Source organism: Rhabdothermincola salaria (assembly GCF_021246445.1).
GTDB classification, from domain to species: Bacteria; Actinomycetota; Acidimicrobiia; order Acidimicrobiales; family Acidimicrobilacustridaceae; genus Rhabdothermincola_A; species Rhabdothermincola_A salaria.
In genome coordinates, this window is sequence record NZ_JAJQXW010000001.1 from 953338 (window position 1) to 968948 (window position 15611).

Here is a 15611-nt window from a genome sequence, read left to right on the forward strand (position 1 = left end):
GATCCCCGATCAGCCGGTGAAACGGGGCGTCACCACCACACCTGGCCCCGACGGGGTCGGCGCGGTGCTCGCCGGAGCGACCTCGGTGGTCGTGCTCGTCGTGCTCGTCGTGGTGGTGGTGCTGGCGGGGGGCGGCGGTGGCACCGGCAGCGGGAACGGGGCCAGGGCCAGACCCCACACCCCCTGGTAGGTGGCGAACACGTCGGCGAAGCCGTCGCTGAAGGGCGACGACAGGGCTCCGGCATCGGCGCCCGAGGCGATGACCCAGGTCTCCAGCGACACGAGGGGGTCCTGGCCCCCGACCGCCCACTCGCCCAACGGCTCGCCGAGCGCCACCAGGGCCTGCAGGACCACGGCGGTCGAGTTCGGGTCGGCGCCGAAGCTCAACAGGTCGAAGGCGAAGCCGCCGCGGTGGGTGCCGTCGTCCTCCTGGAGCTGGCTGAAGAAGGTGCCCGGGTCGGTGTCGAGCAGCCCCAGCGCGTCCGTGGCCGCCAGGGCCTGCACCGCGAAGGAGGTGTTGTTGCTGTCCGGGCTCAGGTACTCGGGATCACCGACGACCACGCAGTCGGCCAGCCCGGCACCCTCCGGCGCCCGGTATCCCTGCCAGCCCCCGAGGGTCTCGGCCGGCCCTTCACCGGCACCGCACTGCTGGTCGGCGAGCCATCCGAGCGAGCCGGCCGGGACGGTCTCGCCGGCCGCGACCAGGCCGAGCACGGCCAGCGACTGCAGCGTCGCGGACGAATAGGAGTCGGGGACACCGAACAGGCCGGTCTCGGATACCTCGTAGGTGGCCAGCGTCCGCCCGACGAGATCGGTGCCGGGTGACCCGAAGGCCCGGGGGTCGCGCTCGGTGGCGACGGCCAGCATGGTGAGGTAGCCGAGTCGACCCGGGTTGTCGACGCCCCCCACCACGGCGTAGTCGTCGACACGGGCCTCCAGGTAGCCCATGGCGGCGTCGAGCGCCTCGGGCTGCGTGCCGGTGGTGGCCAACGACAAGGCCACGTTCACCGTCCAGCTCACGGAGGGCACGCCGGGGTCGTAGGGGTTCTCCACCGACCCGTCGGGACCCACGAGGCCGGCCAACCAGGCGGTGGCCGGCCCGGCCGCCGGCGACGACGCCGAGGTGGGGCTGGGCACGACCAGCGCGCCGAGCACGGCGGCGATCGTGACGACGACCACCAAGAGGCGTCGTCGGGTCGGGTGCAACAGGGTCATGGGGATCCTCGATCGGTCGGGGCGGACGAGACGCCTCCCCCGCTCCCCCACGCTCGGCCCGCTCGACCGACTCGCAGATTCCCGGGCTCGGCACCGCAGTCCGCGACGGTGCATGCAGAGCTCTCGTGACCGGTCAGGTGATCCGACTCGCCGAGGGTCACCCCTCGACACACGGTTGCGGGACAGCGCCGGACTCTCACCGGACTTCCCCTCACCGGGCACGTGTTCGTGTAGCGCTCGCCATCCGAGCACGCCCGCCCACCCGCCGTCAACCACGCTCCTACACTCGGGACCGAGACGGGGCTCGGGGGATCGACCCCACCCTCGAGGCGAGGAGGCTGCGATGGGCGACCACACCACGAACGACGAGCTCTTCGACGAACGCAAGCCGCTGCTCTACACCCCGGCGACCTTCGACGACCCCGCCGCCGAGCGGCGCCACCGCCAGGAGCGCCTCGCCGCCGCCTTCCGCCTCTTCGGCCGGTTTGGCTTCGGGGAGGGCGTGGCCGGGCACATCACGGTGCGCGACCCCGAGTTCGACGACCGCTTCTGGCTCAACCCCTTCGGCATGGACTTCCGGCTGATCCGCACCTCGGACCTGGTGTGCGTCGACCACGAGGGGCGGATCGTCCACGGCGACCACGCCATCAACCAGGCGGCGTTCGCCATCCACTCCCAGGTGCACGCCGCCCGTCCCGACGTGGTGGCCGCCGCCCACACCCACTCCGTCCACGGCAAGGCCTTCTCGTCACTCGGTCGCCTGCTCGACCCGATCACCCAGGACGCGTGCGCCTTCTACGGCGACCACGTGCTGTTCGACGACTTCACCGGCGTCGTGCTCGACCCCATGGAGGGCAAGCGCATCGCGGCCGCCCTCGGTGACCACAAGGCCGCCATCCTGCGCAACCACGGGCTGCTCACCGTCGGCCATTCCGTCGACGAGGCAGCGTGGTGGTTCATCACCATGGAGCGCACCTGTCAGGCCCAGCTGCTGGCCATGGCCGCCGGCGACCCCATCTCGATCGACGCCGACGCCGCCGCCCTCACCCAGACCCAGGTTGGCGGTCACTTCGCCGGCTGGTTCTCCTTCCAGCCCCTCCACGAGGTGATCGTGCGAGAGCAGCCCGACCTGCTCGACTGACGCCGCCCACCGGCGCCCGCGCGGTCACCGGTCGACGCTTCGGGGGTTGTACCCTCGTCGCACAACCGACGCCGACCACCGCGTGCGGGAGAGACCCGGTCGCGGCCCTCGGGCCACGGCCGGGCGCCGAAGGAGCAACCGCCCCGGAAACTCTCAGGCACCCGTACCGCACGCACCAGGCAACTCTGGAGAGCAGCCTCGCGAGGGGCTCACCGACGGGGAAGGTCACGACGCCCACGGGCGCCGGGCGAAAACTCTCAGGTCCAACGACAGAGCGGGGTCCCCCACCCGATCCGGCGCGCCCGCCGGCACCGAGAGGACCCGACCGTGACCGACGCCCCACCCCCCACCGGCCTCCGCCTGAGCGACCTCGACGACGCCCGCGCCTTCGTGGACCGCCACGTCGGGCCCGACGCCGGCGACGTGGCCACCATGCTCGAGCAGCTGGGCCTCGAGTCGCTCGACGCCCTCCTCGACGCCGTGGTGCCCTCGTCGATCCGCGACGACGCCCCGTTGCAGCTGCCCCCGGCGCGCTCCGAGCCCGAGGTGACCGCCGCCCTCCGGACCCTGGCCGACGCCAACACCGTGCGCACCTCCCTCATCGGCACGGGCTGGTACGCCACCGTGACGCCCCCGGTCATCCGCCGCAACGTGCTCGAGAACCCGGCCTGGTACACCGCCTACACGCCCTACCAGCCCGAGATCAGCCAGGGCCGCCTCGAGGCGCTGCTCACGTACCAGACCATGGTCTGCGACCTCACCGGCACCGAGCTCACCAATGCGTCGATGCTCGACGAGGCGACCGCCGCGGCCGAGGGCATGGCGCTCGTGCACCGGGTGAACCCCAAGGCCGGCTCGGTGTTCGTGGTCGACCCCGACACCCACCCCCAGACCGTCTCGGTGGTGCAGACCCGGGCCGAGCCGCTCGGGCTCGAGGTCGTGGTCGCCGACCCGGCCGCACCGCTGCCCGACGGCACCTTCGGTGTCCTGGTCTCCCACCCGGGCTCCAGCGGAGAGCTCCGTCCGCTGGAGCCGGTCATCGCCGCGGCCCACGAGGCCGGAGCGCTGGTCGTCGTCGCCACCGACCTGCTGGCCTGCTGTGTGATGACCCCGCCCGGAGAGCTGGGGGCCGACGTCGTGGTCGGCTCCTCCCAGCGCTTCGGTGTGCCCATGGGGTTCGGGGGCCCGAGCGCCGGCTTCCTGGCCACCCGGGAGTCCTACAAGCGCACCCTGCCCGGCCGGCTGGTGGGGGTGTCGGTCGACGCCGCCGGTCGTCCGGCCTACCGGCTGGCCCTGCAGACCCGTGAACAGCACATCCGCCGCGAGAAGGCCACGTCGAACATCTGCACCGCCCAGGTGCTGCTCGCCGTCATGGCCGGGATGTACGCCGTCTGGCACGGCCCCGAGGGCCTGGCCCGGATCGCCACCCGGGTGCACCGCCTCACCAGCGTCCTGGCCGCCGGCCTCCGGACGGCCGGCGCCGACGTCGTCACCACCGCCTTCTTCGACACCCTCACCGTGCGGGTCCCGGGCCGGGCCTCCAGCGTGCTGACGGCCGCCCGGGACCTCGACCTCGAGCTGAGGTCGATCGACGACGACCACGTCGGGCTCAGCCTCGACGAGACCTCGACCATCGCGACCGTCGAGGCGGTCTGGGCTGCCTTCGGTGTCACCGACGCCCCGGACGTCACGGCCGTCGATGCCGCCACCGCCGATGCGCTCCCCACCGAGCAACGCCGTACCAGCGAGTTCTGCACCCACCCGGTCTTCCACACCCATCGCAGCGAGACCGAGATGCTGCGCTACCTGCGCCGGTTGGCCGACGCCGACCTGGCCCTCGACCGGGCCATGATCCCCCTCGGCTCGTGCACCATGAAGCTCAACGCCACCACCGAGATGGAACCCATCTCCTGGCCCGGCTTCGCCGACCTGCACCCCTACGCCCCCGCCACCGACGCCCAGGGCTACCGCACCCTCACCGACGACCTCGAGCGCTGGTTGTGCGAGGTCACCGGGTACGACGCCGTCTCGCTGCAGCCCAACGCCGGCTCCCAGGGCGAGTTCGCCGGTCTGCTGGCCATCCGGGCCTGGCACCGCAGCCGGGGCGAGGAGCACCGCGACGTGTGCCTCATCCCCGCCTCGGCCCACGGCACCAACGCCGCCAGCGCCGCCATGGCCGGCATGCGCGTGGCCGTCGTGGCCTGCGACACCGACGGCAACGTCGATCTCGACGACCTCCGCACCGTCCTCGCCACCCACGCCGACCGGGTGGCCGCCCTCATGGTCACCTACCCGTCGACCCACGGCGTGTTCGAGGAGGCCATCGGTGACATCTGCGCAGCCGTCCACGACGCCGGCGGCCAGGTCTACCTCGACGGGGCCAACCTCAACGCCCTGGTCGGCGTGGCCAAGCCCGGCCGGTTCGGCGCCGACGTGAGCCACCTCAACCTCCACAAGACGTTCTGCATCCCCCACGGCGGCGGCGGTCCCGGCGTGGGGCCGGTGGCGGTCCGCTCCCACCTGGCGCCGTTCCTGCCGTCACACCCCGTGGTCGCCGCCGCCGGGCCGACCGGAACCGACGGGCACGACGCACCCATCGGCGCGGTGTCGGCCGCCCCGTGGGGGTCGGCCGGGATCCTGCCCATCCCCTGGGCCTACGTGGCCCTCATGGGTCCCGACGGCCTGCGCCACGCCACTGCGGTGGCCATCCTGAGCGCCAACTACGTGGCCCGACGCCTCGGCGAGGCCTACCCCATCCTCTACAGCGGTCGCCACGGCCTGGTGGCCCACGAGTGCATCCTCGACCTGCGACCCATCACCAAGGCCACCGGCATCACCGTCGACGACGTGGCCAAGCGCCTGATCGACTACGGCTTCCACGCGCCGACCATGTCGTTCCCGGTGGCCGGCACGTTGATGGTCGAGAGCACCGAGAGCGAGAGCCTGCTCGAGCTCGACCGCTTCTGCGACGCCATGCTCGCCATCCGCGCCGAGATCGAGCAGGTGGCCTCGGGGGCGTGGCCGGCCGACGACAACCCACTGCTCAACGCCCCGCACCCGGCCGCCGACGTGGCCGACGACGAGTGGACCCACCCCTACCCGCGTCGCCTGGCGGGATGGCCCGCCGGCGGCACCGCTCGCCTGGGGAAGTACTGGCCGCCGGTGAGCCGGATCGACGGCGCCTACGGAGATCGCAACGTGGTGTGCTCGTGCCCACCGGTGGAGGCCTTCGCCGACGTCTGAGCCCGACGGGCGCTCACCCGCGGCGAGGGGTCACAGGGCGCTGGCGCCCTTCGAGGCCCGGCTGTCGACGAACGGCAGCGGGACCACCCGGGCCGCCACGGCAGTGCCACGCACGTCGATCGCCAGCTCGTCGCCCTCCACCGTCTCGGGGGGCAGGAAGGCCAACGCGATCCCGTGGCCCAGCACGGGAGAGAAGTTCCCGCTCGTCACGGCCCCGACCGTCTCGCCGCCACGGAGCACCGGCTGCCCCTCGCGGGGCGGGCGCCGACCCTCGGTGGCCAGGCCCCGGAGCCGGCGGCCCGGTCCGGCGTCGCGTTCGACCTCGAGCGGATCGCGTCCCCGGAACGGCCCCTTCTCCCAGGCCACGACCCACCCGAGGTTGGCCTGCAGGGGGGTGATGCCCGGGCCCAGCTCGTGACCGTGCAGGGGCAGGCCGGCCTCCAGGCGCAACGTGTCGCGCGCGCCGAGGCCCGCCGGCTCGATGCCGGCAGCCACGAGGGCGTCGAACAGGCCCCCGGCATCGAGGGCCGGGACGGCGATCTCGAGGCCGTCCTCGCCGGTGTAGCCGGTGCCCGCCACGGTCAGATCGATCCCCTCCCACTCGACGGAGGCGACCGCGAAGCGCCGGACGCGAGCGGCGGCGGGCACGACCTGCGCCAGACGCTCGCGCGCCTTGGGGCCCTGGACGGCCAACACGGCGCGCTCGGCGGTGACGTCGGTCGCCGTCACCTCAGCACCCAGGGCGGCAGCCTCCTCGGCCAGCGCCCGCGTGACCCCCTCGGTGTTCGAGGCGTTGGGCATCACGTCGAAGGTCTCCGGCCCCACCCAGAACACGATGATGTCGTCGACGACGGACGCGTCGTGGGCGTCGAGCAGGTGGGTGTACTGCGCCCGCCCCGGATCGATGCGGGTGAGGTCGTTGGTCAGAGCCCGCTGCAGGGTGAGGAGGGCACCGGGGCCGGCCACCCGCACCGTGCCGAGGTGGGACACGTCGAACACGACGGCCCCGTGCCGGCACGCCCGGTGCTCGGCCAGGGTGCCCTCCGGGTAGGACAGCGGCATCTCCCAGCCCCCGAAGGGCACCATCTTGGCGTCGAGGGCACGGTGGGTGGCGTCGAGGGGCGAGCGGCGATCGGTCACCCGTCGACCCTACCCCTGGGCTCGCTCCCGCTCCCGCTCCCGCTCCCCCGCCCGGCCCGAGGCCACCCACCCCGGGCCGACATCCTCATTGCGGAGGCGGGGCCAGCGGGCCGCGGGCGGTGAGTCGTTCCACCCACGTGGAGGCCACCTCGACCTCTCCCCCGTCGCCGCCCCAGCCCACCAGGAGACCCTCGGCGAGCGAGCGGGCGAGCGGCGCGGCGCGGAACAGGTGGCGGTCGAGGGGTGCCAGCCGATCGAGGCGGAGCACCCCGAGCAGCGACGCGTGCCAGACGAGGGCACGCGCCACGGGGTCGCCGGGCTGGAGGCTCTGGTGGTCGACGGCGTCACCCAGACGCCCGACCACCGGGTCGAGGACTCGGTGGACCACGGGCAGCAGCTCGCCGGCGAGGGCCCGCTCGAGCGGCGGGGCGGTCGGAGGCGCCTCGCCGAGCAGCTCGCGGACGAGGGCGACCTCGTCGGGGTAGACGACGGCGGCGGCGGCCAGGAAGCCGGCGTGGGCGAGGAGCTCCACGAGAGGACGGGTGCTGTCCTCGACGTCCTCGGTGGCGAGGTCCTCGTCCCACCGGGCCCGACCGGCCCGGTACGAGTGCTCGAGCGTCGCCACCGCTTCGGCCTGGAGCCCGGCCAGCAGGGCCGCCTTGGAGGCGAAGGCGGTGTAGAGGGTGCCGACGGCGCAGTCGAGCTGGTCGGCGACGGCCTGCATCGTGACCCCGGCCAGGCCCTCGCGGTCGATGACCGCGCCGGCCGCAGCCAGGATCCGCTGCCGCTTCAGCTCCCGGGTGCGCTCACGCCGGTCGTCGGGGACGACCTTCAGATGAACCATGTTCACAGTATGAACGTGGTTCATCTCACCGGCGCGGATGGTTCCCCCCGAACGGGGTCACGCCCCGTCGTCCGTCCGCCGGGCCAGCGGTCGTCATCTGGCCTCTGGGCCGAGACCGACGGACCGGTGCACCCGTCGGCCGGAACCGGCGGCGCTCGTCGCCCCCCCCGACGCCCCTCCCCTCCCCCGCGTGTCACGCGGCACCGCCGATCCCGGACGGGATCGGCGGATCAGCGAGCGAGGGGCGGCGCGGGGCGGCGACGGAGGGGTGGGGCGATCAGGACCCGGCGGCCAGCGACGTGACGGTGGCCCCGGCCGATGTGGTGGGGTGCAGCTCGTGGATGCGGGCATCGACCTCGTCGCGCACGCCGCCCAGGGCGAGGATGTTGAGCACGCCCTGGCCCTTCTTCACCAGGTCGATGAGCTCGCCGTCGTCCTGGATCACCACCGAGGAGCTGCCCTGGATCACCAGGTTGGCGGTGGTGATGTCGGCACCGAGGTGGTCGCGCAGGTAGCCGAAGACGTCGCGGACGTTCTCGAGCTTGATCCCGGCGTCGAGGAGGCTCTTGACGACCTTCAACTCGAGCAGGTCGGTGTAGCTGTAGCGGCGGCGGCTGCCGCTCCCGGCGGCGTCGACGAGCGAGGGCCTCACCAGGTCGGTGCGGGCCCAGTAGTCGAGCTGGCGATAGCTGATCCCCACGATCTCTGCGGCCTTGGCGCCGCTGAAGCCCTCGTCCTTGGTGCTCATCGTTGCTCCTCGAGGGCCCGTGCCCGGTGGGTGATCACGCTCACGTGGAGGGTGACAGGGCCTCTGGCTCCACCTGAGGTCGTCATGACAGCGGTGAAACTACGCCCGTGAGAGCTGGAGGGTACGACGTGCGGGACGCCCGGTCAACGATCGCCGCCGTTCGGCCACGGAAGGGCCGGGCCCGGAGGGACCGCTCAGGAGGCGAAGTCGTCCGGGTTCACCGAGTCGATGAACTCCCGGAACTGCTCCACGACGTCCTCGCCCCCGGCCTCGTCGCCGTCCTCGTCGACCTCTTCGGGCAACCCGGCCTCGTCGAGGAGCTCCTCGGTGGCGAAGATGGGGCACTCCACCCGCAGGGCCAACGCCATGGCGTCGGAGGGACGGCTCGACACCTGCACCCGGCGATCGCCGGTCTGGAGGTGGAGGTCGGCGTAGAAGGTGCCCTCCTCGAGGTGGGTGATCACCACCCGCTCGACCACGGCCCCGAGCTCGGCGACGACGTCGCGCATCAGGTCGTGGGTCATGGGGCGCTGGGTCACCACGCCGTCGAGGGCGAAGGCGATGGCGGCCGCTTCGGGTTGGCCGATGAAGATCGGCAGCAGCCGGTGCTCGCCCTCGCGCTCACGCAGCACGACGACGGGGATGTTGCCGGGCAACTCGATGCGAACGGCGACCAACTCCATCTCGACCATCCTTCGCACCCTACCGGGCCGGGGCGGCACCGGGACCGCCCAATCCGGTCCGATGCGCGGGCCGGGGTGGTGGGTCGGTCGGGTCGAGGGCCCTCAGGCGCGCCCGAGGTACTCGCGCAGCGCGGCGCGCACCATGGCCGCCCGGAGATCGTCGGCCAGCTCGGCGAGGTCCTCGAGCATCTCGACCGCCTCCTGCCGGGCCGCCGGTCGACGTTGCTTGAGCAACGGGGTGATGAGCTGCTCGAACAACCCGGCCTCGCGCTCGGCGGCCACCTTGTACATGCGCAGGTGGCGGGGCTCGATGCCGTAGCGGCCGAAGCTGACGGCCAGGCGGGCCACGATGAGCGCGTCCTCGTCGTAGTAGTCGACCGAGCCCATGGTGCGGGCCCCGAGCAGCCCGTAGCGCTCCAGCTCCCCCAGTTGCCTGGGGGTGAGACCGGTGGCCGCGCACAGGTCGTCGAGCGACAGCGTCACCGACGCGTCGTCGGCCAGGCGGATCGGGGCGTCGTCGTCGGAGTCGTCGGGCTCGGCGGGCGGCACCTCGTCGCCCGGCGTGTGCCCGGTGGGGTGACGACGTCGACCCCGGCGGGCCCGCTCGGCAGGGGTCGAGGCGCTCTCGGGGGCCTCGACCAGGCGGGCGACGGCCCGGGCCCGGTCGTGGTCGTCGGGCTCGGCGTCATCGCTGGCGTCGCCGAGCGCCGGGTGCCCGGTCGGCTCGTCGTCGATCACCACACCGGCCCGACGCAGCAACGTGAGGGGGGCTCGGGCGGGTTCGGGTGCATCGGCCGTGGACCCGGGCCCCTCGTCGGCGGAGGGCTCCGGTGGTTCGTCGACGGTGGCGGGCACCACCTGGGCCTCTGCGGGCTCGGTGACCTCGGTGACCTCGGAGGACTCCGGGGCCGATGCCTGGTCACCCACGGGCGGTGAGCCGGGTGCGGGGGCGCCGTCCGCGGCCAGGGGCAGGACGCCCTCCGGCGACCCGTCACCGAGGTCGCCGGCCGCCAGACGGTCCTTGATGACCTTGAGGGGCAGGAAGTGGTCGCGCTGCTGGGTCAGGATCCAACGCAGCCGGTCGATGTCGGTGTCGTGGAACTTGCGGTAGCCCGACGGGGTGCGCTCGGGGTCGAGCAGGCCCTGGCTCTCGAGGAAGCGGATCTTGGAGATGGTGATGTCGGGGAAGTCCGGCTGCAGCAGCGTCAGGACCTCACCGATCGAGAGGTGGGTGCGGTCGGCGCCCATCACTCCTCGCCGGCACCCTGGAAGAACACCAGCTTGAACTTGCCGATCTGCACCTCGTCGCCGTTGGCCAGCGGTGCCTCCTCGATGCGCTCCCGGTTGAGGTAGGTGCCGTTGAGCGAGCCGGTGTCGCAGACCATGTAGTGGTCGTCGTCGTCGCGCCGGAACTCGGCGTGGCGACGCGAGACGGTGATGTCGTCGAGGAAGATGTTGCTGTCGGGGTGCCGGCCGGCCGTCGTGCAGGCGGTCTCGAGGGCGTAGCGGCTCCCTGCCTTCGGCCCCCGCTTGACGACCAGCACGCCGGTGTCGCGGGGGACCTCCTCGAGGTCGAGCGCGACGTCGTCTTCGACCGGGTCGGCGGGGGCCGACGGGTGGAAGGTGATCGTGGTGTTCTCCGGTGCGACGGTCTCGAGGATCGCGCCACACGACGAGCAGAAGTTCGACCCGAGTGGGTTGCGGTGCCCGCAGTTGTTGCAGAAGACCTCGCTCACCACGTCACCCCTCGATCAACCGCCGGTACGCGTCGCCGTCGAGCAGGCCGTCGAGCTGCTCGGGGTCGCTCACCTCGATGACGCAGATCCACCCGTCGCCGTAGGGGTCGTCGTTGAGCCGCTCGGGCGCATCGTCGAGGCCCTGGTTGACCTCGACCACGACTCCGGCCACAGGGGCGTAGATGTCCGACACGGACTTGGTGGACTCGACCTCGCTGACCTTGGCGGCCGCGTCCACCGTGGCCCCCTGCTCGGGCACCTCGACGTACACGACATCGCCGAGCGCGTCCTGGGCGTAGTCGGTGATGCCGACGCGGACACGGTCGCCCTCCACTCGAACCCACTCGTGGTCGGTGGAGTAGCGCAGGTCCTCCGGGATCAACATGGCCGCACGCTACCCGATCCGCCGAACCCTCGACACGAGGATGAGACTTGCCGCCTCACCGCACCATCTGGCGGATCCGACGGGCGTACTCCTCGGCCAGGCGACGGGCGGAGTCCGCCGAGGAGCCTTCGGCCCAGATGTGGGTGACCGGCTCCTCGGGGTCGGGCAGGGCGAGGGCCCACCCGCCGTCGTGGAGCACCTTGACGCCGTCGACGAGCACGAGGTCGCGGTCCTTGCTCTGCTCCATGAGCGTGCGCATCACCGCCCCCTTCTGATCCCACGGGGTGACCACGGTGTCGTGGACCACGTGCACGCGAGGGAGCCCGGCCACCACGTCGGACAGCTTCCGTTCGTGGAAGGCCATCAGGTCGAGGACCTTCACGAGGGTCGCGGCCGCGTCGAACCCCGGCATGAAGCCGGGGAGGATGAAGTTGCCGGACTGGTTGCCCGCGAAGCCCACCCCGGCCTCGGTGGCGGCGTCCATGAGGGCCGGGTTGGAGAGCTTGGTCCAGCGGATCTTGATGCCGTGCTCCTCGAGGATGCGCACCGCGGCCTGCGAGGTGTTCACCGGCAGGGCCACCCGGTCGCCGAAGAGCGTGCCGGGCAGCAGCGTCAGCAACGAGAGCAGGCTCTCGGAATGGGTGAGGACGTGGCCCTCGTCGTCGACCAGGCGCAGCTGCTCGCCATCGGGGTCGATCACCGCGCCGAGCTGGCTGCCGGAGCTGCGGACCAGGTCGGCGACGGCGGTGGCGTGCCCGTCGAGGTCGTCGCGCAGCACTCCGGCGGTGGAGATGAACGGGTTGACGGCGAGCACCTCGAGGCCGAGCTTCGACAGCACGTTGGGCATGGCGAAGGACGCCGAGCCGTAGGCGTAGTCGATCACGACCTTGGAGCGGGCGGCTCGGATGCGGCTCATGTCGACGGTGGCACCGAGGGCGTCGGCGTAGTGCTCGAGGGCCCGGGAGGCGAAGCCGATGTCGCCGATCTCGCCCGGGAAGACCCGGCGGAAGTCCTGGCGGGCGTAGAGGCGTTCGATCTTGCGTTGCACGTCCTCGGTGATGTCGAGCCCGTCCTCGTCGAAGAAGCGCACCGCCACGGATTGCGGGTCGCCCTTCACCAGGCGCACGGTGAGGCCACCGCGGATGTTCGGACGGCGCATCACGAAGCGGGTCACCGGGACCGACGCCACCTCGAGGTCCTCGACGTTGATCCCCACGCTGTTGAGTCCGGCCATCAGCGCCCGCTTGAGCATGCGGGACGAGCGGCTGGAGTCACGGGAGGTGACGACGGTGGTGCCCTTCTTGAGCAGACCGCCGTAGGCCATGGCCACCCGCACCGCGAACTCGGGGGTGATGTCGACGTTGGCCAACCCCGACGCGCCGATCCGGCCGAACAGGCTGCGGGCGCCACGCGACTCCCACACGATCGACTCGTTGACGACGGCGCCGGGCTCGACGGTCTTGAAGGCGTAGACCTTCACCCCCGAGCCCAGGCTGGCTTCCTCGCCGAGGAAGCACTCGTCGCCGATGACCACGCCCTCCTCGGTGCGCACCCCCTTGCGCAGGTCGCACGAGCGACCCACCACGGTGCCCCGCAGGCGCACGGCCTCGCCGAGGTAGGCGTTGTCGTTCACGACCGTGCGCTCGAGGAAGGCGTCGTTGCGCACGCGGACGTTGGCGCCGAGCACCGAGTACTCCCCGATCACGGCGCCGGCCTCGATGCGGCAGTTCTCCCCGATCACGGCGGGCCCGGCGATGGTGGCATCGGGGTTCACCTCGGCGTTCTCCGCCAGCCAGACGCCCGGACGTATCTCGAACCCGGGGATCTCCACCTCCACCTTGCGGTCGAGGATGTCCTTGTGGGCCCGCACGTAGGCCTCGAGCGTGCCCACGTCCTCCCAGTACCCCTCGGTGATGGCACCGAAGAGTGGCTTGCCCTCGGCGAGGAGCTTCGGGAACACCTCGCTGGAGAAGTCGACCGAGCGATCGGGCTCGATGTAGTCGAAGATCTCCGGTTCGAGCACGAACATGCCCGTGTTGATGGTGTCGCTGAAGACCTGCCCCCACGTGGGCTTCTCGAGGAACCGCTCGATGCTGCCGTCCTCACGGGTGATCACGATGCCGAACTCGAGCGGGTTGTCGACGTGGGCCAGTCCGATGGTGGCCATCGCCTGGTTCGCCTCGTGGACGTCGATGATGGCGGAGAGGTCCACATCGGTGAGCACGTCGCCGGAGATCACCAGGAAGCGCTCGGTGAGGTGCTCCATGGCGTTGCGCACCGAGCCGGCGGTCCCGAGGGGGGTCTCCTCGGTGGCGTAGGCGATCTTCACGCCGAAGTCGGAGCCGTCGCCGAAGTAGTCGCGGATGGCGTTGGCCATGAAGGCCACCGTCACCACGATCTCGTCGATGCCGTGGCGCTTGAGCAGGTCGATGACGTGCTCCATCATCGGCCGGTTGACCAGGGGCAGGAGCGGCTTCGGAGCGTTGGAGGTGAGGGGCCGGAGCCGGGTTCCCTCGCCACCCGCCATGATGACCGCCTTCATGAACGTCCTCCCTCGGCGCAGGTGCCGCCCCACGGCGGCCTGATGCCTGCGAACCTACCCTGCCCGGGCGGCTCGGCCCTCCCGCAGGGCGCGGATCCCGGCCGGGACGTACATCACCGCCGCGTAGTAGCTGAGGACGAGGCCCGGGACGGCGAAGGCCCAGGCCATCACCGCGGCCTCGTCGGCCCACCACATGGTGCTGGCTCCGGCGAGGAACAGCGGGAAGGCGAACATCAAGGCGAACGTGCCGGCCTTGCCGAACCAGGTGACGTCGATCCGAACGGCACCCAGCGCGGCCAGCGTGAGGGTGGCACCGGCCACCAGTCCCTCGCGGACCAGCACGGCGACGCACAACCACAGCGGGGCGGCGCCGTCGATGATGATGGCCACGATGGCGACGAAGAACAGCAGGCGGTCCGCCACCGGGTCGAGCACCTTCCCGAGCGTCGACACCTGGTGCCAGCGGCGGGCGATGTACCCGTCGACCCAGTCGGTTGCCCCGAGTCCGGCGAGCAGCCAGGCGGCCGCGCCCTGGTCCCCCTGGCCGAGCAGCAGCCACACGAAAACGGGGAGCAGCGCCAGGCGGACGAAGGTGATGACGTTGGGCACGGTGACGATGCGGTCCTCCCCGGCCACGTCGTCGCGGTGGACCTCGATGGCGTGCTTCTCGGAGGCGGCCTGGGCGCTGACCGGGCGTGCGCCGCGTCGCACGGGGTCCGGAGGCGGGGACGCGGGCATGGTTCGCACTCTACGATCACCGTCCCATGACCACGATCTTCACCAAGATCCTCACCGGCGAGCTCCCGGGGCGCTTCGTCCACCGTGACGAGACCTGTGCCGCCTTCCTCACCATCGCCCCCATCACGAAGGGCCACACCCTCGTCGTCCCCGTCGCCGAGGTCGACCACTGGACCGATCTCGACGACGAGGTGGTCGCCCACCTCATGGTGGTGGCCAAGAAGGTCGGCGAGGCCCAGAAGCGGGCCTTCGGCGCCGATCGGGTGGCCCTGATGATCGCCGGGCTGGAGGTGCCCCACACCCACCTGCACGTGCTGCCCATCCGCAGCGAGCGCGACATGGACTTCGCCAAGGCCCAGGGCGACGTCCCGGCCGAGGAGCTCGACGCCGTCGCCGATGCACTGCGGGCCGAGGTGGAGCGCGGGCAGTAGGACGGCTCGCCCGTCAGAGCAGGCTGGACTGCCCGGGGAGCTCACCCTCCGGGACCGGGTCGACCTCGTCGACGAGGTGGGCGCCCTTGTTGCGCACGTTGTTGACCTCGGTGCTCACCGGTCGCAGGGCCACCAACGAGGGCGGCGCCGGCACCAGGAGCCGCCCGAGGACCTCGAGATCGTGCACGTCGGGGTCGAGCCAGGTGTCCCACTGCGACCGGGGCAGGATGACCGGCATCCGGTCGTGGACCGGACGCACCGTCTCGTTGGGCTCGCCGGTGATGATCGTGCACGACCGCAGCGACCCCCCGCCGGCCTCACGCTCGGCGTCCGAGGCGCCGGGGTCACGCCACACCTCCCAGAGGCCGGCGAACGCCAACGGCTCGCCGTCGGGTCGGTGGATGTAGACGGGTTGCTTGCGCTTCTGGCCCGGGACGGCCTTCCACTCGTAGAAGCCGTCGGCCGGGACCAGGCACCGCCGCTTCTGGAAGGCCGGCTTGAACGCCCCCTTCGACGCGAGGGTCTCGGCTCGGGCGTTGATCATCCGGTTGCCCACCGACGGGTCCTTGGCCCAACGCGGCACCAGGCCCCAGTGCATGGGGGTGACCCGCCGGGTCCGGCCGTCGGCGAGCACGACGTAGACGTCGTTGGTCGGGGCCACGTTGTAGCTGGGTTCGAGGGCCGCTTCGGGGGCTTCGGCATCGAAGTACCGAGCGATCTCCCCGGGCGGGGAGGCAGAGACGAAGCGGCCGCACATGGTCGTGA

At 72.0% G+C, this 15611-nt stretch carries 14 protein-coding genes and 3 riboswitches; of the genes, 3 read left to right on the top strand and 11 right to left on the bottom strand.

The window, feature by feature from the left end; all coding sequences use genetic code 11:
- Window positions 1-9: 9 nt before the first annotated feature.
- Window positions 10-1215, bottom strand: coding sequence for a hypothetical protein (locus LUW87_RS04435; RefSeq protein ID WP_232669868.1), 1206 nt, complete (start codon window positions 1213-1215; stop codon window positions 10-12).
- Window positions 1216-1297: 82 nt separating this feature from the next.
- Window positions 1298-1451: riboswitch (adenosylcobalamin (AdoCbl) riboswitch) on the bottom strand.
- 107 nt (window positions 1452-1558) lie between these two features.
- On the opposite strand from LUW87_RS04435, the gene LUW87_RS04440 reads away from it, so the two are divergent.
- Both LUW87_RS04440 and gcvP read left to right on the top strand, forming a co-directional pair.
- The gene (locus LUW87_RS04440; protein WP_232669869.1) at window positions 1559-2356 is read left to right on the top strand and encodes a class II aldolase/adducin family protein; all 798 of its coding nucleotides are present in this window, start codon (window positions 1559-1561) and stop codon (window positions 2354-2356) included.
- Between the two features lie 75 nt (window positions 2357-2431).
- A riboswitch (glycine riboswitch) is annotated at window positions 2432-2535 on the top strand.
- Window positions 2536-2639: riboswitch (glycine riboswitch) on the top strand.
- 44 nt (window positions 2640-2683) lie between these two features.
- A complete protein-coding gene (gcvP, locus tag LUW87_RS04445; protein ID WP_232669870.1) occupies window positions 2684-5599 on the top strand; it encodes an aminomethyl-transferring glycine dehydrogenase in 2916 nt (971 codons plus the stop codon).
- A 30-nt stretch (window positions 5600-5629) separates the two neighbouring features.
- Here gcvP and gcvT read toward each other — a convergent pair whose 3' ends face one another.
- From gcvT to LUW87_RS04490, 9 genes are all read right to left on the bottom strand, one after another.
- Complete coding sequence (gene gcvT, locus LUW87_RS04450) at window positions 5630-6739, bottom strand: glycine cleavage system aminomethyltransferase GcvT (protein WP_232669871.1); 1110 nt, start codon at window positions 6737-6739, stop codon at window positions 5630-5632.
- Window positions 6740-6824: 85 nt separating this feature from the next.
- The gene (locus LUW87_RS04455) at window positions 6825-7583 is read right to left on the bottom strand and encodes a TetR/AcrR family transcriptional regulator (protein WP_232669872.1); all 759 of its coding nucleotides are present in this window, start codon (window positions 7581-7583) and stop codon (window positions 6825-6827) included.
- A 277-nt stretch (window positions 7584-7860) separates the two neighbouring features.
- Complete coding sequence (locus LUW87_RS04460) at window positions 7861-8331, bottom strand: MerR family transcriptional regulator (RefSeq protein WP_232669873.1); 471 nt, start codon at window positions 8329-8331, stop codon at window positions 7861-7863.
- Between the two features lie 194 nt (window positions 8332-8525).
- Complete coding sequence (locus LUW87_RS04465) at window positions 8526-9023, bottom strand: bifunctional nuclease family protein (protein WP_346742395.1); 498 nt, start codon at window positions 9021-9023, stop codon at window positions 8526-8528.
- 93 nt (window positions 9024-9116) lie between these two features.
- On the bottom strand, window positions 9117-10262 hold the full coding sequence (locus LUW87_RS19430; RefSeq protein WP_232669875.1) for a MerR family transcriptional regulator: 1146 nt from the start codon (window positions 10260-10262) through the stop codon (window positions 9117-9119).
- On the bottom strand, window positions 10262-10750 hold the full coding sequence (locus tag LUW87_RS19085) for an FHA domain-containing protein (RefSeq protein ID WP_346742396.1): 489 nt from the start codon (window positions 10748-10750) through the stop codon (window positions 10262-10264). The genes LUW87_RS19430 and LUW87_RS19085 overlap by 1 nt, the downstream gene beginning before the upstream one ends.
- Window positions 10751-10754: 4 nt before the next feature.
- Entirely contained in the window at window positions 10755-11135 is a 381-nt protein-coding gene (gene gcvH, locus LUW87_RS04480; RefSeq protein ID WP_232669876.1) for a glycine cleavage system protein GcvH, read from the bottom strand.
- Between the two features lie 55 nt (window positions 11136-11190).
- Entirely contained in the window at window positions 11191-13677 is a 2487-nt protein-coding gene (locus tag LUW87_RS04485; RefSeq protein ID WP_232669877.1) for a sugar phosphate nucleotidyltransferase, read from the bottom strand.
- Between the two features lie 54 nt (window positions 13678-13731).
- Complete coding sequence (locus LUW87_RS04490) at window positions 13732-14415, bottom strand: CDP-alcohol phosphatidyltransferase family protein (RefSeq protein WP_232669878.1); 684 nt, start codon at window positions 14413-14415, stop codon at window positions 13732-13734.
- A gap of 26 nt (window positions 14416-14441) precedes the next feature.
- On the opposite strand from LUW87_RS04490, the gene LUW87_RS04495 reads away from it, so the two are divergent.
- Window positions 14442-14846, top strand: coding sequence for an HIT family protein (locus tag LUW87_RS04495; protein WP_232669879.1), 405 nt, complete (start codon window positions 14442-14444; stop codon window positions 14844-14846).
- A gap of 13 nt (window positions 14847-14859) precedes the next feature.
- Here LUW87_RS04495 and LUW87_RS04500 read toward each other — a convergent pair whose 3' ends face one another.
- Window positions 14860-15603 carry an SOS response-associated peptidase gene (locus LUW87_RS04500; RefSeq protein WP_232669880.1) on the bottom strand — a complete coding sequence of 248 codons (744 nt, stop codon included), beginning with the start codon at window positions 15601-15603 and terminating at the stop codon, window positions 14860-14862.
- Window positions 15604-15611: the final 8 nt, after the last annotated feature.

What these genes read in the sequence shown, in the direction of transcription:
- LUW87_RS04435 (WP_232669868.1), bottom strand. Translation starts at nt 1,215, where the DNA reads ATGACCCTGTTGCACCCGACCCGACGACGCCTCTTGGTGGTCGTCGTC.
- LUW87_RS04440 (WP_232669869.1), top strand. Translation starts at nt 1,559, where the DNA reads ATGGGCGACCACACCACGAACGACGAGCTCTTCGACGAACGCAAGCCG.
- LUW87_RS04455 (WP_232669872.1), bottom strand. Translation starts at nt 7,583, where the DNA reads ATGGTTCATCTGAAGGTCGTCCCCGACGACCGGCGTGAGCGCACCCGG.
- LUW87_RS04460 (WP_232669873.1), bottom strand. Translation starts at nt 8,331, where the DNA reads ATGAGCACCAAGGACGAGGGCTTCAGCGGCGCCAAGGCCGCAGAGATC.
- LUW87_RS04465 (WP_346742395.1), bottom strand. Translation starts at nt 9,023, where the DNA reads ATGGTCGAGATGGAGTTGGTCGCCGTTCGCATCGAGTTGCCCGGCAAC.
- LUW87_RS19430 (WP_232669875.1), bottom strand. Translation starts at nt 10,262, where the DNA reads ATGGGCGCCGACCGCACCCACCTCTCGATCGGTGAGGTCCTGACGCTG.
- gcvH (WP_232669876.1), bottom strand. Translation starts at nt 11,135, where the DNA reads ATGTTGATCCCGGAGGACCTGCGCTACTCCACCGACCACGAGTGGGTT.
- LUW87_RS04485 (WP_232669877.1), bottom strand. Translation starts at nt 13,677, where the DNA reads ATGAAGGCGGTCATCATGGCGGGTGGCGAGGGAACCCGGCTCCGGCCC.
- LUW87_RS04490 (WP_232669878.1), bottom strand. Translation starts at nt 14,415, where the DNA reads ATGCCCGCGTCCCCGCCTCCGGACCCCGTGCGACGCGGCGCACGCCCG.
- LUW87_RS04495 (WP_232669879.1), top strand. Translation starts at nt 14,442, where the DNA reads ATGACCACGATCTTCACCAAGATCCTCACCGGCGAGCTCCCGGGGCGC.
- LUW87_RS04500 (WP_232669880.1), bottom strand. Translation starts at nt 15,603, where the DNA reads ATGTGCGGCCGCTTCGTCTCTGCCTCCCCGCCCGGGGAGATCGCTCGG.